Origin of the sequence: Streptomyces sp. NBC_00090 (assembly GCF_045160815.1) — a bacterium.
GTDB lineage: Bacteria > Actinomycetota > Actinomycetes > Streptomycetales > Streptomycetaceae > Streptomyces.
In genome coordinates this window covers 2,103,796-2,125,896 of record NZ_CP108224.1, presented here as the reverse complement: position 1 = coordinate 2,125,896, position 22,101 = coordinate 2,103,796, and the positions used below count along the sequence as shown (strand labels likewise).

18 protein-coding genes, 3 rRNA genes and 1 pseudogene are annotated in these 22,101 nt (G+C 67.8%); 16 read left to right on the top strand and 6 right to left on the bottom strand.

Features of this window, described 5'->3' with window-relative positions:
- Positions 1–70: 70 nt before the first annotated feature.
- Positions 71–313: a chaplin gene (locus OG361_RS09350; protein WP_328945375.1), complete on the top strand. Its 243-nt coding sequence runs from the start codon at positions 71–73 to the stop codon at positions 311–313.
- A 200-nt stretch (positions 314–513) separates the two neighbouring features.
- Here the strand turns inward: OG361_RS09350 and OG361_RS09345 are convergent, their stop codons facing one another.
- Positions 514–1,317, bottom strand: coding sequence for a hypothetical protein (locus OG361_RS09345; protein WP_405852871.1), 804 nt, complete (start codon positions 1,315–1,317; stop codon positions 514–516).
- Between the two features lie 135 nt (positions 1,318–1,452).
- On the opposite strand from OG361_RS09345, the gene OG361_RS09340 reads away from it, so the two are divergent.
- The 4 genes from OG361_RS09340 (at position 1,453) to OG361_RS09325 (ending at position 4,659) form a co-directional block, all read left to right on the top strand.
- Positions 1,453–2,250 (top strand): ABC transporter ATP-binding protein, encoded by a 798-nt coding sequence (locus OG361_RS09340; protein ID WP_384577437.1) that lies wholly within the window; start codon positions 1,453–1,455, stop codon positions 2,248–2,250.
- Positions 2,251–2,326: 76 nt separating this feature from the next.
- Entirely contained in the window at positions 2,327–2,758 is a 432-nt protein-coding gene (locus OG361_RS09335; RefSeq protein ID WP_384577439.1) for an NfeD family protein, read from the top strand.
- Positions 2,759–2,851: 93 nt separating this feature from the next.
- The gene (locus tag OG361_RS09330) at positions 2,852–3,793 is read left to right on the top strand and encodes an SPFH domain-containing protein (RefSeq protein WP_384577441.1); all 942 of its coding nucleotides are present in this window, start codon (positions 2,852–2,854) and stop codon (positions 3,791–3,793) included.
- A gap of 92 nt (positions 3,794–3,885) precedes the next feature.
- On the top strand, positions 3,886–4,659 hold the full coding sequence (locus OG361_RS09325; protein WP_405852870.1) for a sulfite exporter TauE/SafE family protein: 774 nt from the start codon (positions 3,886–3,888) through the stop codon (positions 4,657–4,659).
- Positions 4,660–4,731: 72 nt separating this feature from the next.
- Here the strand turns inward: OG361_RS09325 and OG361_RS09320 are convergent, their stop codons facing one another.
- The 3 genes from OG361_RS09320 to OG361_RS09310 all read right to left on the bottom strand — a co-directional run bounded on the left by OG361_RS09320 (position 4,732) and on the right by OG361_RS09310 (position 6,783).
- Entirely contained in the window at positions 4,732–5,238 is a 507-nt protein-coding gene (locus tag OG361_RS09320; protein ID WP_405852869.1) for an HNH endonuclease, read from the bottom strand.
- A 166-nt stretch (positions 5,239–5,404) separates the two neighbouring features.
- Positions 5,405–5,944: a YbhB/YbcL family Raf kinase inhibitor-like protein gene (locus OG361_RS09315; RefSeq protein ID WP_405852868.1), complete on the bottom strand. Its 540-nt coding sequence runs from the start codon at positions 5,942–5,944 to the stop codon at positions 5,405–5,407.
- 56 nt (positions 5,945–6,000) lie between these two features.
- Positions 6,001–6,783 (bottom strand): sporulation protein, encoded by a 783-nt coding sequence (locus OG361_RS09310; protein WP_405852867.1) that lies wholly within the window; start codon positions 6,781–6,783, stop codon positions 6,001–6,003.
- 87 nt (positions 6,784–6,870) lie between these two features.
- Here OG361_RS09310 and OG361_RS09305 point away from each other — a divergent pair, with 87 nt between their 5' ends.
- The 6 genes and pseudogenes from OG361_RS09305 (at position 6,871) to OG361_RS09280 (ending at position 15,767) form a co-directional block, all read left to right on the top strand.
- Positions 6,871–7,533, top strand: a complete 663-nt coding sequence (locus OG361_RS09305) for a DNA-3-methyladenine glycosylase (RefSeq protein WP_405852866.1) — start codon at positions 6,871–6,873, stop codon at positions 7,531–7,533.
- A gap of 525 nt (positions 7,534–8,058) precedes the next feature.
- Positions 8,059–9,584 (top strand): 16S ribosomal RNA (locus OG361_RS09300).
- 289 nt (positions 9,585–9,873) lie between these two features.
- A 23S ribosomal RNA gene (locus tag OG361_RS09295) occupies positions 9,874–12,992 on the top strand.
- Between the two features lie 103 nt (positions 12,993–13,095).
- Positions 13,096–13,212, top strand: a 5S ribosomal RNA gene (rrf, locus tag OG361_RS09290).
- The 16S, 23S and 5S rRNA genes sit together here, the layout of an rRNA operon.
- Before the next feature lie 161 nt (positions 13,213–13,373).
- A pseudogene (locus tag OG361_RS09285) lies at positions 13,374–14,801 on the top strand (hypothetical protein); the annotation flags it as partial.
- 150 nt (positions 14,802–14,951) lie between these two features.
- Positions 14,952–15,767 (top strand): hypothetical protein, encoded by an 816-nt coding sequence (locus tag OG361_RS09280; RefSeq protein ID WP_405862163.1) that lies wholly within the window; start codon positions 14,952–14,954, stop codon positions 15,765–15,767.
- Positions 15,768–15,833: 66 nt separating this feature from the next.
- Here the strand turns inward: OG361_RS09280 and OG361_RS09275 are convergent, their stop codons facing one another.
- On the bottom strand, positions 15,834–17,129 hold the full coding sequence (locus OG361_RS09275) for a DUF1015 domain-containing protein (RefSeq protein WP_405852865.1): 1,296 nt from the start codon (positions 17,127–17,129) through the stop codon (positions 15,834–15,836).
- A gap of 81 nt (positions 17,130–17,210) precedes the next feature.
- Here OG361_RS09275 and OG361_RS09270 point away from each other — a divergent pair, with 81 nt between their 5' ends.
- From OG361_RS09270 to OG361_RS09255, 4 genes are all read left to right on the top strand, one after another.
- Complete coding sequence (locus OG361_RS09270; protein WP_405852864.1) at positions 17,211–18,287, top strand: HAD hydrolase-like protein; 1,077 nt, start codon at positions 17,211–17,213, stop codon at positions 18,285–18,287.
- Positions 18,288–18,504: 217 nt separating this feature from the next.
- Positions 18,505–19,464, top strand: coding sequence for an iron chelate uptake ABC transporter family permease subunit (locus OG361_RS09265; protein ID WP_405862161.1), 960 nt, complete (start codon positions 18,505–18,507; stop codon positions 19,462–19,464).
- On the top strand, positions 19,461–20,495 hold the full coding sequence (locus OG361_RS09260) for a FecCD family ABC transporter permease (RefSeq protein ID WP_405852863.1): 1,035 nt from the start codon (positions 19,461–19,463) through the stop codon (positions 20,493–20,495). Before OG361_RS09265 ends, OG361_RS09260 begins: the two co-directional genes overlap by 4 nt.
- The gene (locus tag OG361_RS09255) at positions 20,492–21,376 is read left to right on the top strand and encodes an ABC transporter ATP-binding protein (RefSeq protein ID WP_405852862.1); all 885 of its coding nucleotides are present in this window, start codon (positions 20,492–20,494) and stop codon (positions 21,374–21,376) included. The genes OG361_RS09260 and OG361_RS09255 overlap by 4 nt, the downstream gene beginning before the upstream one ends.
- A 54-nt stretch (positions 21,377–21,430) precedes the next feature.
- Here OG361_RS09255 and OG361_RS09250 read toward each other — a convergent pair whose 3' ends face one another.
- Complete coding sequence (locus tag OG361_RS09250; protein WP_405852861.1) at positions 21,431–21,778, bottom strand: SCP2 sterol-binding domain-containing protein; 348 nt, start codon at positions 21,776–21,778, stop codon at positions 21,431–21,433.
- A 42-nt stretch (positions 21,779–21,820) separates the two neighbouring features.
- Between OG361_RS09250 and OG361_RS09245 the strand changes: the two genes are divergently transcribed.
- Entirely contained in the window at positions 21,821–22,099 is a 279-nt protein-coding gene (locus tag OG361_RS09245) for a hypothetical protein (protein ID WP_405852859.1), read from the top strand.
- The last annotated feature ends 2 nt before the right edge of the window (positions 22,100–22,101 follow it).

Here is a 22,101-nt window from a genome sequence, read left to right as displayed (position 1 = left end):
GGGGCCGGCGGCGTTCTCCATGGCGTGCTGCGGCGGACCGGCCGCAGCCGAGACCAGGAGGATGTACCAAGTGAAGAACCTCAAGAAGGCCGCTGCCCTCACCATGGTCGCCGGTGGCATCGTCGCCGCCGGCGCGGGTGTCGCCTCCGCCCACGGCGCCGAGGCCACGGGCAAGGCCCTCAACTCGCCGGGCGTCGCCTCCGGCAACCTGGTGCAGGTCCCGGTCCACGTCCCCGTGAACGTCTCCGGCAACACGGTCAACGTGATCGGCCTGCTCAACCCGGCCTTCGGCAACCACGCCCTCAACGGCTGAGCCACCCCAGAACCACCGGCCCCCGGACGATCCCCCCGGGGGCCGGCCCCCTTCCCGGACGACACGGGCGAGGGTCCAGAACCCCCGCTCGCGCACCTTCTTCTTACGCGTTCCTCGCACCGCTCGGCCCTTGCGGGCCTCCCGGGCTTCGGATCGCCGCGCCGGACTCCGTCCGCCGAGGCGGCGACACGGGCCAGGGGTCAGAACCCCCGCTCGCGCTCCCGTTCGCGTTCCCGCTCCTCCACGTACGCGTTGTACGCGGCGACCTGCGCGCGCCGGGCCACCCGCTCCACCGGCCGCAGCGCCTCCCCCCGAGCCGCCATCTCCGAGGCACTGACCGCGCCCCCGTGCCCGTGGTCGTACGCCAGGTCCACCAGCAGGCCCACCCGCTGGGCCAGCTCCAGAACCCGCACCGCACGCGGCGGGTACCCGGGGGCCAGCACCTCGCGGCCCACCTCCGCCCGCGCCCGGTACGCCTCCCGCGCCGCGTCCGCAGCCGGACCCGAGGCCGCCACGTCCAGCCGCGTCAGCACCGCCGTCGCGTCCCGCAGCGCCTCCGCCAGCTCCCGCTCCGCCTCGCCGAGCGAGGGGACGTCCGCCGGCGGGGCCGCCCGCACCGAGAGGCAGCGCCAGACCACCTCGACGTGCACGTCACCCACCGGGCCCGCCTCCGAGACCTCCGGCACGAGGCCGTACGGCGCGCCGAAGCCCACCACGGCCTCCTCCGCCTCCAGGGCGAGCGCGTTGAACTCCGGCGGCCCGCTCAACCCCAGCGGATGCCCCGGCGCCGGCAGCGCCACCCGCCACCCGGTCACCCCGAGCCGCCGCAGCCGGCCGAGCGCCAGCGTCAGCCCTACCGGGGCCGCCTCACCCGGCAGCCCCTCGACGCGGTGCACCGCGTCCTCCCCGACAATGGCCAGTGCCGCGTCGTCCGGCGACACCGCCCCGGCCAGCAGGGCATTGCCCCAGGCGGCCAGGCGTCCTGAGCGTGGTTCCGAAAGCATCCCCCCAGACTAAGGACTCTTAGGAAGCCCTAGGGACTGTCCCGCTCCACCGATAACGTAGGTTTTCCCCTGGACGCCGCGCCCATCGGTGCAAGGCGACGACTCGACTCGACCGCAAGGGGAGACAACGCGCTCATGAGCGATGTACTGGAGCTGGTGGACGTATCCGTGGTCCGCGACGGACGGGCTCTGGTGGACGAGGTCTCCTGGTCGGTCAAGGAGGGCGAGCGCTGGGTGATCCTCGGACCCAACGGCGCCGGCAAGACCACCCTTCTGAACATCGCCTCCAGCTACCTCTTCCCCACCAAGGGCACCGCCACGGTCCTCGGCGAGCAGCTCGGCGGCGTCGGCACCGACGTCTTCGAACTCCGCCCGCGGATCGGCATGGCCGGCATCGCCATGGCGGAGAAGCTGCCCAAGCGCCAGACCGTCCTGCAGACCGTCCTCACCGCCGCGTACGGCATGACCGCCACCTGGCACGAGGACTACGACGCCGTCGACGAGGAGCGCGCCCGCGCCTTCCTCGACCGCCTCGGCATGAACGACTACCTGGACCGCAAGTTCGGCACCCTCTCCGAGGGCGAGCGCAAGCGCACGCTGATCGCCCGCGCGATGATGACCGACCCCGAGCTCCTCCTCCTCGACGAGCCCGCCGCCGGTCTCGACCTCGGCGGCCGCGAGGACCTCGTCCGCCGTCTCGGCCGCCTCGCCCGCGACCCGTACGCCCCCTCCATGATCATGGTCACCCACCATGTCGAGGAGATCGCCCCCGGCTTCACCCACGTCCTGATGATCCGTCAGGGCAAGGTCCTCGCCGCCGGCCCCGTGGAGACCGAGCTCACCTCCCGCAACCTGTCGCTCTGCTTCGGCCTCCCGCTCCTCGTCGAGCGCGTCGGCGACCGCTGGACCGCCCACGGCCTGCCGCTGAAGTAGCGGACCGGAGCGCCGGCGTCCCGCACAGCCGCCCGCGCCCTGTCCCGGAGGGACCCCACCGCCCTACCATGACCACGTGGACATCGACGCGTGGATCTGGTGGTTGATCGGCGCGGTGGGGCTCGGCATTCCGCTGGTCCTGACCGCGATGCCGGAGTTCGGCATGCTGTCCGTCGGAGCGATCGCCGGGGCGGTGACCGCGGCACTCGGCTTCGGCGTCGTCGCCCAGGTCATCGTCTTCGCCGTCGTCTCCGTGGCGTTGATCGCGGTGGTCCGCCCGATCGCCGCCCGCCACCGAGACGACCGGCCCCGACTGGCCAGCGGCGTCGACGCCCTGAGGGGGCGTCAGGCTGTGGTCCTGGAACGGGTCGACGGCAGTGGCGGGGGCCGTATCAAGCTCGCCGGTGAGATCTGGTCCGCCCGCGCGCTCGACAGCGGGCAGACCTTCGAACCGGGCGACCAGGTCGACGTCGTGGAGATCGACGGGGCTACGGCCGTCGTCATGTGACCGAACCTCGCCCATGACGCTCCGCCGTCTGGGAAACTCGATCATCGAAGGCCATCCGGCACTCAACCGGTATCGAAGGGCACGGGGAACACGATGTCAGCAGTCATCATCGTCCTGATCATTCTGGTGGTGCTCGTCTTCATCGCCCTGATCAAGACGATCCAGGTCATCCCGCAGGCGAGCGCGGCGATCGTGGAGCGCTTCGGCCGTTACACCCGCACGCTCAACGCCGGGCTCAACATCGTCGTCCCGTTCATAGACTCGATCCGCAACCGGATCGACCTCCGCGAGCAGGTCGTCCCGTTCCCGCCGCAGCCGGTGATCACCCAGGACAACCTCGTCGTCAACATCGACACGGTCATCTACTACCAGGTGACCGACGCCAGGGCCGCGACCTACGAGGTCGCCAGCTACATCCAGGCGATCGAGCAGCTCACCGTCACCACCCTGCGCAACATCATCGGCGGCATGGACCTGGAGCGGACCCTCACCTCCCGCGAGGACATCAACGCGGCCCTGCGCGGCGTCCTCGACGAGGCCACCGGCAAGTGGGGCATCCGCGTCAACCGCGTCGAGCTGAAGGCGATCGAGCCGCCGACCTCCATCCAGGACTCGATGGAGAAGCAGATGCGCGCCGAGCGCGACAAGCGCGCCGCGATCCTCACCGCCGAGGGCACCCGCCAGTCCCAGATCCTCACCGCCGAGGGCGAGAAGCAGTCCGCGATCCTGCGCGCCGAGGGCGAGGCCAAGGCCGCCGCGCTGCGCGCCGAGGGCGAGGCCCAGGCCGTCCGTACGGTCTTCGAGGCCATCCACGCCGGCGACCCGGACCAGAAGCTGCTCTCCTACCAGTACCTCCAGATGCTCCCGAAGATCGCCGAGGGCGACGCGAACAAGCTCTGGATCGTCCCCAGCGAGATCGGCGACGCCCTCAAGGGCCTCTCCGGCGCCTTCGGCAACATGGGCGGCGGCGTCCCCGGCTTCAACACCAAGGACGGCGGCCGGTCCGACCGGCGAGAAGAGCCCCCGGTTGACTGACACGTACACCTAAATCTCGTGCATGATCGGTGCGAGCCCCTCGACCCTGACGACCTCAGAGCGGGGAGGCGACTCACTGACCATGTAAGGAGATGGCGTTGTCCATCTGGGAAGCCCTGGCGGTCTTCGCCGCCGGCATCGGCGCCGGCACCATCAACACCATCGTCGGATCGGGAACGCTGATCACGTTCCCGGTCCTCCTCGCGACCGGACTCCCTCCGATCACCGCGAACGTCTCCAACGCCCTCGGCCTCGTGCCCGGTTCGATCAGCGGAGCCATCGGCTACCGCCGCGAACTGAAGGGCCAGAAGTCCCGCATCATCCGCCTCGGCATCGCGGCCCTCCTCGGCGGCCTCCTCGGCGCGATCCTGCTCCTCGCACTGCCGTCCGACGCCTTCGACGCGATCGTCCCCGTCCTCATCGGCCTCGCGCTCGTGCTGGTCCTCCTCCAGCCCCGCATCGCCGCGGCCGTGAAGCGCCGCCGCGAACAGACGGGCACCGAGGCCCACCCCGACGGCGGCCCCGTCCTCCTCGCCGGCCTCTTCCTCGCCAGCATGTACGGCGGATACTTCGGCGCCGCGCAGGGCGTGCTCTACCTCTCCCTGATGGGCCTGCTGCTCAACGACACCCTGCAGCGGATCAACGCGGTCAAGAACATCCTGGGCGCCCTCGTCAACGGAGTCGCCGCCGTCTTCTTCCTCTTCGTCGCCGACTTCGACTGGACGGCCGTCCTCCTCATCGCCGTCGGCTCCACCATCGGCGGCCAGATCGGCGCCAAGGTCGGACGCAAGCTGCCGCCCGCCGTCCTGCGCGGCGTGATCATCGCGGTCGGCGTCGTCGCGATCCTCCAGCTCACCCTGAAGTAGCGCGGCGGCCCGGACGACGGAGGGGCCCGCCTCCCCACACCGGGGGAGGCGGGCCCATGCCGTACGAGTCCGCTACGCGGCCGAGTGGGAGAGCCACTCCGGCAGTTCGGACCGCTCACCCGCCCGCATCGCGAGCAGCATGGCGTCCGCGGGCGACGGTACGAACGGGGCGTGCAACAGCGGCATCCCTGCCTGCTCCGGCGTCCGGTCGGCCTTGTGGTGGTTGTCCTCGGCGCAGGAAGCGACGGTATTCAGCCAGCTGTCCCCACCACCCTGGGCCCGCGGCACGACGTGGTCGACGGTCGTCGCCCTCTTCCCGCAGTACGCGCACCGGTGTTGGTCCCGGATCAGCACCCCCCGCCTCGACCAGGGAGCGTGTCTTCGGAACGGCACCCGTACGTAGCGGCAGAGTCTGATCACCCGGGGCACCGGAAGGTCGACGGCGGCGCCCCGCATCCGAAGATCGGGATGAGCCTGCTCGACGACGGCCTTGTCCGTCAGGACGAGCACCACCGCACGGTTGAGTGTGACCGTCGAAAGCGGCTCGAAGCTCGCGTTGAGTACCAGCGTGTCCCGCATTGTGCCCACCTCCCGTGTGCCGGCCCGGCCCCGGAGCGGGGCTGTGGGGCCTGGATCAACGATGGCCGGGCTGGCCGGGGTCGGACAACGCAATTTTCCTGCGCAACAAAAGATGCCCGCTTCTGATCTCTCCAAGACCAGAAGCGGGCAAACAACAAACGAACGATCAGACCGCCGCGGGAGCCGCGTACTCACCGATCAACTGGGCACGCCCCAGCGTGTGGAAGCGCAGATTGAAGCCGACCGCCGCCGGCGACACGTCGCCGTCGGGACCGAGCTTCTCGCTGTCCACCGCGTACACCGTGAAGACGTAGCGGTGCGCCGGGTCCCCGGCCGGGGGAGCGGCGCCGCCGAACTCCTTCGCGCCGTAGTCGTTCCGTACGTGCACGGCCCCGGCCGGCAGCCCCTTGAACGACCCCGAGCCGGCCCCTACGGGCAGCTCCGTCACCGACACCGGGATGTCGAAGAGCACCCAGTGCCAGAACCCGCTGCCCGTCGGGGCGTCCGGGTCGAAGCAGGTGACGGCGAAGCTCTTCGTCTCCGCCGGGAATCCCTCCCAGCGCAGCTGCGGCGAGGTGTTCCCCGCCGCGTACACCTGAGCGTCCTTCAGGACCCCGCCCGGCGCGATGTCGTCGCTCACCACGGTGAACGCCGCCACCGGCGGGTGGAAGTCGTGGGGGAGCGGCGCCCTCTTGCCCTCGGACACGTCGAAACCTCCGTATCGCCCGTTGCTACTGCCTCAGCAGCCTTTCCAGGCCGAGCCTAGAGCCAGTTGCGGCGGCCGCCGACCTCGGCGAGCCACTGGTTCAGGTACGCCGCCCAGTCGGTGGTGTGGAAGTCGTGCAGCCCCACCTTGAACGCACGGAAGGAGTCGCTGCCCTCACCGAACAGCCCGGGCTTCTTGTCCATCTCCAGGACGACGTCCATCTCGCGCTCGTCGGCGACGAAGGTGACCTCGACCTGGTTCAGCCCGCGGTACTGCTGCGGCGCGAAGAACTCGATCTCCTGGTAGAAGGGCAGCTTCTGCCGCGTCCCCCGGATGTGCCCCCGCTCCATGTCCGCGCTCTTGAAGCGGAAGCCCAGACCGATGAAGGCGTCCAGGATCGCCTGCTGCGCCGGCAGCGGGTGCACGTTGATCGGGTCCAGGTCGCCGGAGTCCACGGCCCGGGCGATCTCCAGCTCGGTGACCACACCGATGTTCATGCCGCGCAGCTGCTGACCGGCGACCGAGGTCACCGGCGTCTCCCACGGAACCTCCAGGCCGAACGGCACCACGTGCACCGCGCCGGCCTTCACCTCGAAGGCACCACCCAGCCGCACCTTCAGGAACTCGATGTCCTGCTTGTGCTCCTGGTCGCCACCCTCGACCTCGACCCGTGCCTGCAGGCCGACGGAGAGTGCCTCGATCTGCTGGTCGACGCTGCCGCCCTGGATCCGCACCTCACCCTGGACGACCCCACCAGGAACCACGTTCTCCTCGGAGAGCACGGTCTCCACGGTGGCCCCACCGGCACCCAGGCTCGCGAGCAGCTTCTTGAATCCCATGACTTCCACTCCTTCTCAGTCCTGACCTCTACATACGCGCGACGACGGTAACCGGTTCCCCGCCGTACCCCACTACGCTCGGGCGCCATGAGCGAGAGCCCCTCCCGCACGCCGCTCCCTCGGGCCTTCTTCGAACGCCCCGTCCTGGAGGTCGCCCCCGACCTGCTGGGCCGCACCCTCGTCCGGAACTCGGAGGAGGGACGGATCGAGCTGCGTCTCACCGAGGTGGAGGCGTACGCCGGCGCGATCGACCCCGGCTCGCACGCCTTCCGTGGCCGCACGGCACGCAACGCCGTCATGTTCGGCCCACCCGGACACGCGTACGTCTACTTCACCTACGGCATGTGGCACTGCCTCAACCTGGTCTGCGGTCCCGAGGGCGAGGCGAGCGGCGTCCTCCTGCGAGCGGGTGAAATTCTGGCGGGCACCGACCGGGCCCGCGCCCGCCGCCGCTCGGCCCGCTACGACACCGAGCTGGCCAAGGGCCCGGCCCGCCTGGCCACGGCCCTCGACGTCGCCCTCTCCCTGAACGGCACCGACACCTGCGAGGGCCCGCACGCCCCGCTCTCCCTGCTCACCGGCACCCCACCCACCCCGGACCGCGTCAGCAGCGGCCCCCGTACGGGCGTCGGCGGCGACGGCGCCCCCCACCCCTGGCGCTTCTGGATCACGGAGGACCCGACGGTCAGCCCGTACCGCGCCCACACACCCAGGAAGCGGCGGCTTGACTCGGGCCCCGCGAACGCCTAACGTAGCCCGAGCCGCTGGAAACGGGCCTGCTTGTTCAAGCACCCCGTTGCGGCCACCCACTAACTCACGATGAATCCCCAGCAGGGGCGTATTTCGGCATTCCCGAAATTCGTTTCGAATGGCTCGATTATGAGTCGCCGGGGAAATCAGCTAAAGTAGTGACCACGCCGGAAGGGCCCAAAGCGAAAGCGAATGGGACCGGAAAGCACCGAGGAAATCGGATCGGAAAGATCTGATAGAGTCGGAAACGCAAGAACGAAGGGAAGCCCGGAGGAAAGCCCGAGAGGGTGAGTACAAAGGAAGCGTCCGTTCCTTGAGAACTCAACAGCGTGCCAAAAATCAACGCCAGATTAGTTGATACCCCGTCCATCTTCGGATGGTCGAGGTTCCTTTGAAAAAGTCCACCCCTAGCCGGGTGGCACACTACAGCGAGGACGCTGTGGACAGTCGGCCCTATTCCGGCATGACTGTCCCGCTCAACGCGAGTGTCTCACCGGCCGTATTAATTTACTGGCCGAGTAAACATTCACGGAGAGTTTGATCCTGGCTCAGGACGAACGCTGGCGGCGTGCTTAACACATGCAAGTCGAACGATGAAGCCCTTCGGGGTGGATTAGTGGCGAACGGGTGAGTAACACGTGGGCAATCTGCCCTTCACTCTGGGACAAGCCCTGGAAACGGGGTCTAATACCGGATAACACCGGCCTCTGCATGGAGGCTGGTTAAAAGCTCCGGCGGTGAAGGATGAGCCCGCGGCCTATCAGCTTGTTGGTGGGGTAATGGCCTACCAAGGCGACGACGGGTAGCCGGCCTGAGAGGGCGACCGGCCACACTGGGACTGAGACACGGCCCAGACTCCTACGGGAGGCAGCAGTGGGGAATATTGCACAATGGGCGAAAGCCTGATGCAGCGACGCCGCGTGAGGGATGACGGCCTTCGGGTTGTAAACCTCTTTCAGCAGGGAAGAAGCGAAAGTGACGGTACCTGCAGAAGAAGCGCCGGCTAACTACGTGCCAGCAGCCGCGGTAATACGTAGGGCGCAAGCGTTGTCCGGAATTATTGGGCGTAAAGAGCTCGTAGGCGGCTTGTCACGTCGGGTGTGAAAGCCCGGGGCTTAACCCCGGGTCTGCATCCGATACGGGCAGGCTAGAGTGTGGTAGGGGAGATCGGAATTCCTGGTGTAGCGGTGAAATGCGCAGATATCAGGAGGAACACCGGTGGCGAAGGCGGATCTCTGGGCCATTACTGACGCTGAGGAGCGAAAGCGTGGGGAGCGAACAGGATTAGATACCCTGGTAGTCCACGCCGTAAACGTTGGGAACTAGGTGTTGGCGACATTCCACGTCGTCGGTGCCGCAGCTAACGCATTAAGTTCCCCGCCTGGGGAGTACGGCCGCAAGGCTAAAACTCAAAGGAATTGACGGGGGCCCGCACAAGCAGCGGAGCATGTGGCTTAATTCGACGCAACGCGAAGAACCTTACCAAGGCTTGACATATACCGGAAAGCATTAGAGATAGTGCCCCCCTTGTGGTCGGTATACAGGTGGTGCATGGCTGTCGTCAGCTCGTGTCGTGAGATGTTGGGTTAAGTCCCGCAACGAGCGCAACCCTTGTCCTGTGTTGCCAGCATGCCCTTCGGGGTGATGGGGACTCACAGGAGACCGCCGGGGTCAACTCGGAGGAAGGTGGGGACGACGTCAAGTCATCATGCCCCTTATGTCTTGGGCTGCACACGTGCTACAATGGCCGGTACAAAGAGCTGCGATGCCGTGAGGCGGAGCGAATCTCAAAAAGCCGGTCTCAGTTCGGATTGGGGTCTGCAACTCGACCCCATGAAGTCGGAGTTGCTAGTAATCGCAGATCAGCATTGCTGCGGTGAATACGTTCCCGGGCCTTGTACACACCGCCCGTCACGTCACGAAAGTCGGTAACACCCGAAGCCGGTGGCCCAACCCCTTGTGGGAGGGAGCTGTCGAAGGTGGGACTGGCGATTGGGACGAAGTCGTAACAAGGTAGCCGTACCGGAAGGTGCGGCTGGATCACCTCCTTTCTAAGGAGCACAGTACCGATTGCAGGCAAATGTTCTGCACGGTCAGCTCATGGGTGGAACGTTGATTAGTTGGCGTGAGTGAACCTGATGGTTCTTCGAGTACTGCTTCGGCGTGGAAAGAAGAGTCCGGTGGGTGGCTCACGCTTGGCACGTTGTTGGGTATCTGAGGGTGCGGCCGTATGGTCGTTGCCTTCGTGATGCCGGCCCCAGTGAACTCATCGGCTTGTCCGGTGGGGTGATGGGTGGCTGGTCGTTGTTTGAGAACTACACAGTGGACGCGAGCATCTGTGGCCAAGTTTTTAAGGGCGCACGGTGGATGCCTTGGCACCAGGAACCGATGAAGGACGTGGGAGGCCACGATAGTCCCCGGGGAGCCGTCAACCAGGCTTTGATCCGGGGGTTTCCGAATGGGGAAACCCGGCAGTCGTCATGGGCTGTCACCCATGCCTGAACACATAGGGCATGTGGAGGGAACGAGGGGAAGTGAAACATCTCAGTACCCTCAGGAAGAGAAAACAACCGTGATTCCGGGAGTAGTGGCGAGCGAAACCGGATGAGGCCAAACCGTATGCGTGTGATACCCGGCAGGGGTTGCGCATGCGGGGTTGTGGGATCTCTCTTTCACAGTCTGCCGGCTGTGAGACGAGTCAGAAACCGTATGGATAGGCGAAGGACATGCGAAAGGTCCGGCGTAGAGGGTAAGACCCCCGTAGCTGAAATTCATGCGGCTCGTTTGAGAGACACCCAAGTAGCACGGGGCCCGAGAAATCCCGTGTGAATCTGGCGGGACCACCCGCTAAGCCTAAATATTCCCTGGTGACCGATAGCGGATAGTACCGTGAGGGAATGGTGAAAAGTACCGCGGGAGCGGAGTGAAATAGTACCTGAAACCGTGTGCCTACAAGCCGTGGGAGCGTCGGATACAGCTTGCTGTATCTCGTGACTGCGTGCCTTTTGAAGAATGAGCCTGCGAGTTTGCGGTGTGTTGCGAGGTTAACCCGTGTGGGGAAGCCGTAGCGAAAGCGAGTCCGAATAGGGCGATTCAGTAGCACGCTCAAGACCCGAAGCGGAGTGATCTAGCCATGGGCAGGTTGAAGCGGAGGTAAGACTTCGTGGAGGACCGAACCCACCAGGGTTGAAAACCTGGGGGATGACCTGTGGTTAGGGGTGAAAGGCCAATCAAACTCCGTGATAGCTGGTTCTCCCCGAAATGCATTTAGGTGCAGCGTCGTGTGTTTCTTGCCGGAGGTAGAGCACTGGATAGGCGATGGGCCCTACCGGGTTACTGACCTTAGCCAAACTCCGAATGCCGGTAAGTGAGAGCACGGCAGTGAGACTGTGGGGGATAAGCTCCATGGTCGAGAGGGAAACAGCCCAGAGCATCGACTAAGGCCCCTAAGCGTACGCTAAGTGGGAAAGGATGTGGAGTCGCAGAGACAACCAGGAGGTTGGCTTAGAAGCAGCCACCCTTGAAAGAGTGCGTAATAGCTCACTGGTCAAGTGATTCCGCGCCGACAATGTAGCGGGGCTCAAGCGTACCGCCGAAGTCGTGTCATTGCAGCGTATAGCCCCAACGGGTGTTGTGATGGGTAGGGGAGCGTCGTGTGCCGGGTGAAGCAGCCGCGGAAGCGAGTTGTGGACGGTTCACGAGTGAGAATGCAGGCATGAGTAGCGATACACACGTGAGAAACGTGTGCGCCGATTGACTAAGGGTTCCTGGGTCAAGCTGATCTGCCCAGGGTAAGTCGGGACCTAAGGCGAGGCCGACAGGCGTAGTCGATGGACAACCGGTTGATATTCCGGTACCCGCTTTGAAACGCCCAATATCGAGCCCATTAATGCTAAGGCCGTGAAGCCGTTCCGGACCCTTCGGGGAAAGGAAAGTGGTGGAGCCGTCGATCCAAGGTGGTAGTAGGTAAGCGATGGGGTGACGCAGGAAGGTAGTCCAGCCCGGGCGGTGGTAGTCCCGGGGTAAGGGTGTAGGGCGTGTGATAGGCAAATCCGTCACGCATTAAGCCTGAGACCTGATGCCGAGCCGATTGTGGTGAAGTGGATGATCCTATGCTGTCGAGAAAAGCCTCTAGCGAGTTTCATGGCGGCCCGTACCCTAAACCGACTCAGGTGGTCAGGTAGAGAATACCGAGGCGTTCGGGTGAACTATGGTTAAGGAACTCGGCAAAATGCCCCCGTAACTTCGGGAGAAGGGGGCCATCACTGGTGATCGGATTTACTCCGTGAGCTGGGGGTGGCCGCAGAGACCAGCGAGAAGCGACTGTTTACTAAAAACACAGGTCCGTGCGAAGCCGTAAGGCGATGTATACGGACTGACGCCTGCCCGGTGCTGGAACGTTAAGGGGACCGGTTAGTCACATTTCGGTGTGGCGAAGCTGAGAACTTAAGCGCCAGTAAACGGCGGTGGTAACTATAACCATCCTAAGGTAGCGAAATTCCTTGTCGGGTAAGTTCCGACCTGCACGAATGGCGTAACGACTTCTCGACTGTCTCAACCATAGGCCCGGTGAAATTGCACTACGAGTAAAGATGCTCGTTTCGCGCAGCAGGACGGAAAGACCCCGGGACCTTTACTACAGTTTGATATTGGTGTTCGGTTCGGCTTGTGTAGGATAGGTGGGAGACTTTGAAGCCGTGACGCCAGTCATGGTGGAGTCGCCGTTGAAATACCACTCTGGTCGTGCTGGATGTCTAACCTCGGTCCGTGATCCGGATCAGGGACAGTGTCTGATGGGTAGTTTAACTGGGGCGGTTGCCTCCCAAAGGGTAACGGAGGCGCCCAAAGGTTCCCTCAGCCTGGTTGGCAATCAGGTGTTGAGTGTAAGTGCACAAGGGAGCTTGACTGTGAGACCGACGGGTCGAGCAGGGACGAAAGTCGGGACTAGTGATCCGGCGGTGGCTTGTGGAAGCGCCGTCGCTCAACGGATAAAAGGTACCCCGGGGATAACAGGCTGATCTTCCCCAAGAGTCCATATCGACGGGATGGTTTGGCACCTCGATGTCGGCTCGTCGCATCCTGGGGCTGGAGTCGGTCCCAAGGGTTGGGCTGTTCGCCCATTAAAGCGGTACGCGAGCTGGGTTTAGAACGTCGTGAGACAGTTCGGTCCCTATCCGCTGCGCGCGCAGGAATATTGAGAAGGGCTGTCCCTAGTACGAGAGGACCGGGACGGACGAACCTCTGGTGTGCCAGTTGTCCTGCCAAGGGCATGGCTGGTTGGCTACGTTCGGGAGGGATAACCGCTGAAAGCATCTAAGCGGGAAGCCTGCTTCGAGATGAGTATTCCCACCTCCTTGAGAGGGTAAGGCTCCCAGTAGACGACTGGGTTGATAGGCCGGATGTGGAAGCCCAGTAATGGGTGGAGCTGACCGGTACTAATAGGCCGAGGGCTTGTCCTCAGTTGCTCGCGTCCACTGTGTTAGTTCTGAAGCAACGAACAGTTGCTGGCTTTGAGCAGAACACAACTACAAAGTGTGCTTGTTCGCTCGAAACCGATAGGGTTTCGGTGGTCATAGCGTTAGGGAAACGCCCGGTTACATTCCGAACCCGGAAGCTAAGCCTTTCAGCGCCGATGGTACTGCAGGGGGGACCCTGTGGGAGAGTAGGACACCGCCGAACAATATTTCAGGACCCCTGGTCCCCAGCGTTCATGCTGGGACCAGGGGTCCTTTTGTTTTTGCTTGATTTTCCCGATGCGCGGCGGAGTGCCGGCTGCGCGAGAATGACTGCAGTACCCGAAGACAGGAGTCACCCACATGTCCACCAACTCTCCCGACGGCCGTCCGGAGCGCGAGCCGCGTCGCAACGATGGTGGCGGTGGCGACCGGGGCGGCTTCCGCGGGCCGCGCCGTGACGACAACCGGGGCGGCGGCGGTGGCGGCTTCCGTCGCGACGACCGTCCCTCCTCCCAGCGCGATGACCGTCGTGGCGACCGCCGTGACGACAACCGCGGTGGTGGCTCCTCCGGTGGTGGGTTCCGTCGTGACGACAACCGCGGTGGCGGTTCCTCCGGTGGTGGGTTCCGTCGTGACGACAACCGCGGTGGCGGTTCCTCCGGTGGTGGGTTCCGTCGTGACGACAACCGCGGTGGCGGTTCCTCCGGTGGCGGCTTCCGTCGTGACGACAACCGCGGTGGCGGTTCCTCCGGTGGTGGGTTCCGTCGTGACGACAACCGCGGTGGCGGTTCCTCCGGTGGTGGGTTCCGTCGTGACGACAACCGCGGTGGCGGTTCCTCCGGTGGCGGCTTCCGTCGTGACGACAACCGTGGCGGGTCCTCTGGCGGTGGTTTCCGTCGGGATGACAGTCGTGGTGGCGGTTCCTCCGGTGGTGGGTTCCGTCGGGATGACAGTCGTGGCGGGTCCTCTGGCGGTGGGTTCCGTCGTGACGACAGTCGTGGCGGCGGTTCCTCTGGTGGCGGTTTCCGTCGGGATGACAGCCGTGGCGGTGGGTCCTCCGGTGGTGGGTTCCGTCGTGACGACAACCGCGGTGGCGGTTCCTCCGGTGGTGGGTTCCGTCGTGACGACAACCGCGGTGGCGGTTCCTCCGGTGGTGGGTTCCGTCGCGACGAGCGGCCTTCCTTCCAGCGTGACGACAACCGTGGTGGCGGTTCCGGTGGTGGGTTCCGTCGCGATGACCGTCGTGACGAGCGGCCGGCCTTCCGTCGTGACGAGCGTCGGGATGACAACCGCGGTGGCGGTTCCTCCGGTGGCTTCCGTCGTGACGAGCGGCCTTCCTACCAGCGTGACGACCGTCGTGACGACACCCGTGGTGGCGGCTTCCGCCGCGACGACCGGCGGGACGACAACCGTGGCGGTGGCTCCGGTGGTGGGTTCCGTCGCGATGACAACCGTGGTGGCGGTTCCGGTGGCGGCTTCCGGCGTGACGAGCGTCGTGACGAGCGGCCGCCCTTCCGTCGGGACGACCGTCGTGACGACACCCGCGGTGGCGGTTCCGGTGGTGGGTTCCGTCGCGATGAGCGGCCTTCCTACCAGCGTGACGACCGTCGGGACGACAACCGTGGCGGTGGCTCCGGTGGTGGGTTCCGTCGCGATGACCGTCGTGACGAGCGGCCGGCCTTCCGTCGTGACGAGCGTCGGGACGACCGCCCCTCCTCCTTCCGTCGGGACGACCGTCGGGATGACAGCCGTGGCGGTGGCTCCGGTGGTGGGTTCCGTCGTGACGAGCGGCCTTCCTACCAGCGTGACGACCGGCGTGACGACACCCGTGGTGGCGGCTTCCGCCGCGACGACCGCCGGGACGGCGACCGCGGTGGGTTCCGCGGGCGTGACGACCGCGGTGGGTTCGGGCGTCGTGACGACCGTGACCGGGACCGCGGCGACCGTGCGCCCATCAAGCGGCTGCCGATCCCGGAGGAGGTCACCGGTGAGGAGATCGACCCGGACGTGCGCCAGGAGCTGATGAGCCTGCCCAAGGGGCTGGCCGAGGACGTTTCGCGGAACCTCGTCATGGTCGCCCAGCTGATCGACGAGGACCCGGAGAGGGCGTACGAGTACTCCCGGGTCGCCCTGCGGCTCGCGTCGCGTGTCGCGGCCGTGCGCGAGGCGGCCGGCTTCGCCGCGTACGCCACGCAGAAGTACTCCGAGGCGCTGGCCGAGTTCCGGGCCGCGCGGCGGATGAGCGGTGGCGTCGAGCTGTGGCCCGTGATGGCCGACTGCGAGCGCGGCATGGGCCGTCCCGAGCGCGCGCTGGCGATGGCCGGCGAGCCCGAGGTGCAGAAGCTGGACAAGGCCGGGCAGGTCGAGATGCGTCTCGTGGCCGCCGGCGCCCGCCGCGACCTGGGGCAGCTGGACGCCGCCATCGTGACGCTGCAGAGCCCCGAGCTCGCGTCCGGCGCCGTTCACCCGTGGACCGCTCGCCTGCGGTACGCCTACGCCGACGCGCTGATCGCCGCCGGGCGCGAGACCGAGGCGCGGGAGTGGTTCGCCAAGGCCCTGGAGGCCGACAAGGACGGGGCGACGGACGCCTCCGACCGGCTCGCCGAGCTGGACGGGGTCGAGTTCGTCGACGCGTTCGACGACTCGGAGGACGAGATCGTCGAGGCCGAAGCCGAGGCCGAGGCCGAGGCGGAGCTCGAGGACGAGATCGACGGTGATGACGTCGTCGTCGATGGTGACATCGACGACGAGGACATCGACGACCGTGACGACCGCTGACGCGGTGGACATGTGAGAAGGGCGGTACCCCTCGGGGTGCCGCCCTTCGTCGTTTCCGGCTCCGGATCAGTCCAGTGCGAGGCTTCTCAGGACCAGGCCGGTCGCGGGCTTCGGGCCGAACGAGGTCGACTTGCGGGGCATCGTCACGCCCTGGCGCGCGAGGTCCCGTACGACCTCCTCCCGTACCGGATGCATGAGCACCGCCGTACCGCCGCGGCGTTCCGCCTGGGCGACCGCGGCCTCCGTGTCGTGGATGTAGGCGATGTCCTCGGGCGCGTCCGGGATGTGCCAGACGTGGTCCAGGAGCGTGGAGTGCAGGACCGTCGCGTCCAGGGTCCGCCAGGCCTCCGGGCGGTCCGTGCGGATCGTCCGGGCGAGGAGCTCGGGGTCCGGCCGGTCGAGGAGATGGAAGGCCCCGTCACCCGCGAAGAGGAACGCGTTGCCCTCGGCCGCCGCGGTCGTCAGGGCCTCCAGGGCCACCGGCAGCGGTTGCTCGATGCGGCGCACCCGGAACGCGTCACCCAGGGCCGCCAGGGCGTCGGAGACCGGCAGGCGGTTGAGGAGGCGGTGGATCGCGCGGACCCTGAGGGGATAGCGGGCGGTGTCGATGAGCAGGACCAGGCCGTAGTTCCAGGGGCCGGGAGCGGCGTGCTCCTCGCGCAGGCGCAGATAGGTCGCCCAGCGGTGGTGGCCGTCGGCGATGAGGGCCTGGTGGTCGGCGAGTTCGGTGGCGACGGCGGCCTGTTCGGCCGGGTCGGTCACCGCCCAGAGGCGGTGGTGGAAGCCGTCCTCGGTGGTGGTGGAGAGCAGGGGCTCGCGGTGGACCGCGCGCTCGATGACCTCGTCGACGCCGCCGTCCTCCGCTCCGACGTACGTGAGGAGCAGGGGCTCCAGGTTGGCGGCGGTGGTCCGCATCAGGGCGGCGCGGTCCTCGACCACGTGCGGCATGACGTCCTCGTGGGGGAGGACCACGCCCTTGTCCGGGGTGGAGAGTTCCAGGGCCCCGATGATGCCGCGCTGGAGGATGCCGTCGCCGTGCTGCTCGTACACGTAGAGCGTCGGCTCCGGGTCCGGGGCGAGGACGCCGTCCGCGAGCCAGCGGTCGAGGGTGACGGCCGCCTTGCGGTGGCGGGTGCCGGCGGTGATCGCCTGCGGGAGGATCAGGCGGACGATGTTGTGCGGGTCCGCGGACTCCAGATGGAGGAGTCCGTCAGGTCGTACGACGACGTCGTAGGGCGGAGACGTCACAGCGGCGAGGCTGCCCACCCGCTCGGGGACGTAACGGAGTCCGCGGAACGGGGCCAGGCGCAGCCCGGCGTCGTCGTCGCGGACGTCGGCGGCCGCGTGACCTGAGGTGTTCATCTCGACATCGTATGTGTGCGCGGGCATGAGCGATGATCGGGGGAGTGGGGGAAATTCACCCGGTGAGGCGAGGAGCGAGCGGTGACGGTGCGGAGCGGGCACGAGCGGCAGGGCGACGGCGGCAGGAAGCTTCCGGGAGGGAGCGCGGTGCCGTTGAACGAGGCGTACGACACGGCGCTCCTCGACCTGGACGGTGTCGTGTACGCGGGCGGGGAGGCCATCCCGTACGCCGTCGAGGCGCTCGGGGTGGCGCGGGCCGGCGGCATGCACCTGGCCTATGTCACCAACAACGCGCTGCGGACGCCGGACGAGGTCGCGACGCACCTCACCGACCTGGGAGTGCCGACGGTGGCCGGTGACGTCATCACCTCCGCGCAGGCCGTCGCGCGGCTGATCGCCGACGAAGTACCGCCCGGGTCGCGGGTGTTGGTGATCGGGGGCGAAGGGCTGCGGGTGGCGCTGCGCGAACGGGGCCTGGTGCCGGTGGAGTCGGCGGACTACGAGCCGGCCGCGGTCGTGCAGGGGTACGGCGGGCCGGAGCTGCCGTGGGGACGGTTCGCGGAGGCGGCCTACGCGGTGGCCCGGGGCGTGCCGTGGTACGCCTCGAACACCGACCTGACGATTCCCGGTGCGCGGGGGATCGGACCCGGGAACGGGGCGGCGGTGGAGGTCGTACGGATCGCGACGGGGGGTCGCGTGGAGCCGAAGGTCGCGGGGAAGCCACTGCCGCCGATGCACCGCGAGACGGTGCTGCGGACGGGGGCGGAGCGGCCGCTGGTCGTGGGGGACCGGCTGGACACGGACATCGAGGGTGCGTTCAACGGTGGGGTGGATTCGCTGCTCGTCCTCACCGGGGTGACGGATGTGGCGCAGCTGCTGACCGCGGTGCCGGAGCATCGGCCGACGTATGTGGCGGCGGATCTGCGGGGGCTGCTGGTGGGGCAGCCGGAGGTCGTCGCGGGGGACGGGGGAGTCGTGGTGTGCGGGGGATGGCGGGCTTCGGTGAGCGGGGGCGAGCTGGTGCTCGAGTCGGCGCGCGAGGTGGGTGCCGACGTGATGGACGGGGTGCGGGCCCTGTGCGGGGCGGCGTGGTCGGCCGCGGGGGACGGGGCGTTCGGGTTGGACGCGGGGAAGGCGTTGTCGCGGTTGGGGTGGTGAGGTTCCCGGCGACGGCTGGTCGGGTGCGGGTGCGGGCACGGGCACGGGGCGGGCACGGGGCGGGCACGGGCATCGCGTACGAGGGCGTCAGCGAGAAAATTGGGTAGGCTAACCTAACTCCGTGTTGGTTGAGAGTCCCTCCCGAGCGAGCGCGGAGTCGACGCCTGCCGCCCCATCTCCGACCCGCCGGAATTCCGTGCGTGCCGTCGGGCTGTTGGTGGCCGTCGCGGTCCTGCTGCTGGTCTGTGTCCTGAGCATCATGATCGGTGCCAAGCCGGTGCCGCTCGGCGACGTGTGGCACGGGCTGTTCCAGAACAGCGGCGTCGGCAACGACGTCGTCATCCACGACGTCCGCGTTCCCCGCACCCTCCTCGGACTGCTCGTGGGGCTCGCCCTCGGGCTCTCCGGGGCCGTGATGCAGGGGCTGACCCGTAATCCGCTCGCCGAGCCCGGGCTGCTCGGGGTCAACGCGGGCGCTGCCGCCGCCGTCGTCTCGGCCATCGCGTTCCTCGGGGTCTCCGACGTCAAGGACTACGTCTGGTTCGCCTTCGTGGGCGCCGCCGTCGTCGCGGTCGTCGTCTACCTCCTCGGGGGGAGCCGCAGCGCCACCCCCGTACGGCTCGCGCTCGCCGGGACCGCGGCCACCGCCGCGCTCTACGGGTACGTCAACGCCGTCCAGCTGCTCGACTCCGCCGCCCTCGACCGGCTGCGGTTCTGGACCGTCGGGTCGCTGGCCTCCGCCGACATGGCGACCATTCGGCAGGTCGCCCCCTTCATCCTGGGCGGGGCCGTGCTCGCGCTCCTCATCGCGCGGCCCCTGAACGCCATGGAGATGGGCGACGACACCGCCCGGGCGCTCGGCGCGAACATCAACAGGACCCGGGTCGTCGCCATGGTGTCCGTGACCCTGATGTGCGGTGCCGCCACCGCCGCGTGCGGGCCCATCGTCTTCCTCGGGCTGATGGTGCCGTACATGGTGCGAGCGGTCACCGGACCCGACATGCGCTGGATCCTGCCGTACGCGGCCGTCCTCGCGCCGGTCCTGCTGCTCGGCTCCGACGTCGTCGGGCGGCTCGTGGCCCGGCCCTCCGAGCTCCAGGTCGGCATCGTGACCGCGCTCATCGGCGGGCCCGTCTTCATCCGACTCGTACGCCGCAAGAGGATGGCCCAGCTGTGACCACCAAGACCCTGCGGGCCGGAGGCGGGCTCTCCGTACGGTACGAGCCCCGGGCAGCGCTCTCCGTCCTCGGCCTGCTCGTGCTCACGCTCGCCGCCGCCGTCGTCCTCATCGGCACCGGGGACTTCCCCATGTCGCCCGGCGAGGTCGTCGACACCCTCCTCGGCAAGGGCACCGCCGTCCAGGAGTTCGCCGTCATGGACCTGCGGCTGCCGCGGGTCCTCGTCGCCGTCCTCGTCGGCGCCGCGCTCGCCGTCGGCGGGGCGGTCTTCCAGTCGATCTCCCGGAACCCGCTCGGCAGCCCCGACGTCATCGGCTTCGGCCAGGGCGCCACCGTCGGCGCGCTCGCGGTCATCGTCCTCTTCCAGGGCGGCGCCGCCGCCGCGGCCGGCGGTGCCGTCGTCGGCGGGCTCGTCACCGGTGTGACGATCTACCTCCTGGCGTGGAAGAAGGGCGTGCACGGCTACCGGCTCGTCCTCGTCGGCATCGGCGCCGCCGCCATGCTCACCTCCGTCATCCACTACCTGATCACCAAGGCCAACCTGGTGGACGCCACCCGCGCCACCGTATGGATGACCGGCTCCCTCGACGGGCGCGACTGGTCCCAGTTCTGGCCGCTCCTCGCCGTCTGCTGCGTCCTGCTGCCGCTCGTCCTCGGCCACGGCCGGGCTTTGCGCATGCTGGAGATGGGCGACGACGCCGCGTACGCCCTCGGGGTGAAGGTCGAACGGACCCGGATCGTCCTCATGGCCTCGGCCGTGCTGCTCGTCGCCGTCGCCACCTCCGCCGCCGGGCCGATCATCTTCGTGTCGCTGAGCGCGCCGCAGCTGGCCCGCCGGCTGACGCGGGCGCCCGGTCCCAACCTCGCCGCCTCCGCCCTCATGGGCTCGGCGCTGCTGCTCATCGCCGACTGGACCGCCACCAACGCCTTCGGCGAGCGCCAGCTCCCCGTCGGTGTCGTCACCGGCATCCTCGGCGGCTGCTATCTGCTCTGGCTGCTCGTCACCGAACGCAAGGCGGGCCGGATATGACCACGAACAAGGACAACGGGAGTACGGGTATGACCGGTCGGCAGAAGCAGCGTCTGAGCGCGGAATCGGTCACCCTCGCGTACGAGCAGCGGGTCATCGCCCGCGACCTGTCCGTCGAGATCCCCGACAACTCCTTCACCGTCATCGTGGGGCCCAACGCCTGCGGCAAGTCGACCCTGCTGCGCGCCCTCTCCCGGATGCTGAAGCCCGCCGAGGGGCGGGTACTGCTCGACGGGGCGTCGATCCACTCCCTGCCCGCCAAGAAGGTCGCCAAGACCCTCGGCCTGCTGCCCCAGTCCTCCCTCGCGCCCGACGGCATCACCGTCGCCGACCTCGTCGCCCGCGGCCGCTACCCGCACCAGGGGCTGCTGCGCCAGTGGTCGCCGGAGGACGAGCGGATCGTCCAGGAGTCGATGGCCTCGACCGGCGTCGCCGAACTGGCCGAGCGGTACGTCGACGAGCTCTCCGGCGGGCAGCGCCAGCGCGTCTGGATCGCCATGGCGCTCGCCCAGCAGACGCCGCTCCTCCTCCTCGACGAGCCGACGACGTTCCTCGACATCCAGCACCAGATCGACGTCCTCGACCTGTGCGCCGAGCTCCACGAGACACAGGGCAGGACGCTCGTCGCGGTCCTGCACGACCTCAACCACGCGGCCCGGTACGCGACCCACCTCATCGCCGTCCGCGGCGGCGAGGTCGTCGCCGAGGGCCCGCCGTCCGAGGTCGTGACGGCCGAGCTGGTCGAGCGGGTCTTCGGACTGCGCTGCCAGGTCATCGAGGACCCGGAGACCGGCACCCCGCTGGTCGTGCCGGCCGGGCGCAAGGCCCGCGCCAAGCGGTCCGAGGCCGCGACGCAGCAGGAGCCCGCGCTGCGGAAGTGAGCAGGGGGACCGAGGGCGCGCGGGCGCTACAGGGGGACCGAGGGCGCGCGGGCGCTACAGGAGTGAGCGCAGCTTCAGCAGGTCGCGGAAGCCGGCCTCCAGCCTGACCCGGCCGGAGGCCCAGGCCTTCGCGAAGTTCAGCTCGCCGCCCACCATCGCCACCAGGTCGTCGCCGGTCATCGCGAGCCGGATCTGCGCCTTCGTCGGCGGCGGGCCCGGCACCGTGTCCACGACCTCGATCCGGCCGTCGGCGAGACGGCCCGTGAAGGTCGTGTCCAGGTCCGTGATGTGGCAGCTCAGGGTGCGGTCGAGCGCGGTCGCACCCCGCACGTCGCCGTCGGCCCGCGCGAGGTTGTCCGAAAGTCTGTCCAGTGCGCCACGGCACTCAGTGATCGTCGCCATCGCGGTCGACCGTACCCCAGGGCTTCGCGATAGCGTCGGGGGATGAGCGATGCGACGACGGAGCCGGCACCCGTGGAGAGGGAGGCCGGGGAAGCGGCCGAGGGGGGCCACGAGCCCGCCGCGCCCGCGCCGCTCGGCGTCGCCAGGGAGCTCACCGGGCACGACCCCGTCGACGCCCACCTGGCGCGTCTCGTGGAGGTGGACGACCTCCCGGCGGACGGACACCTGGAGGTGTACGAGGATGTACACCGTGGACTGCGCGCCGAGCTGACCTCGCTCGACGCGCACCCCGTCCCCCGTCCGAACGAAAACAGGAGCTGAAC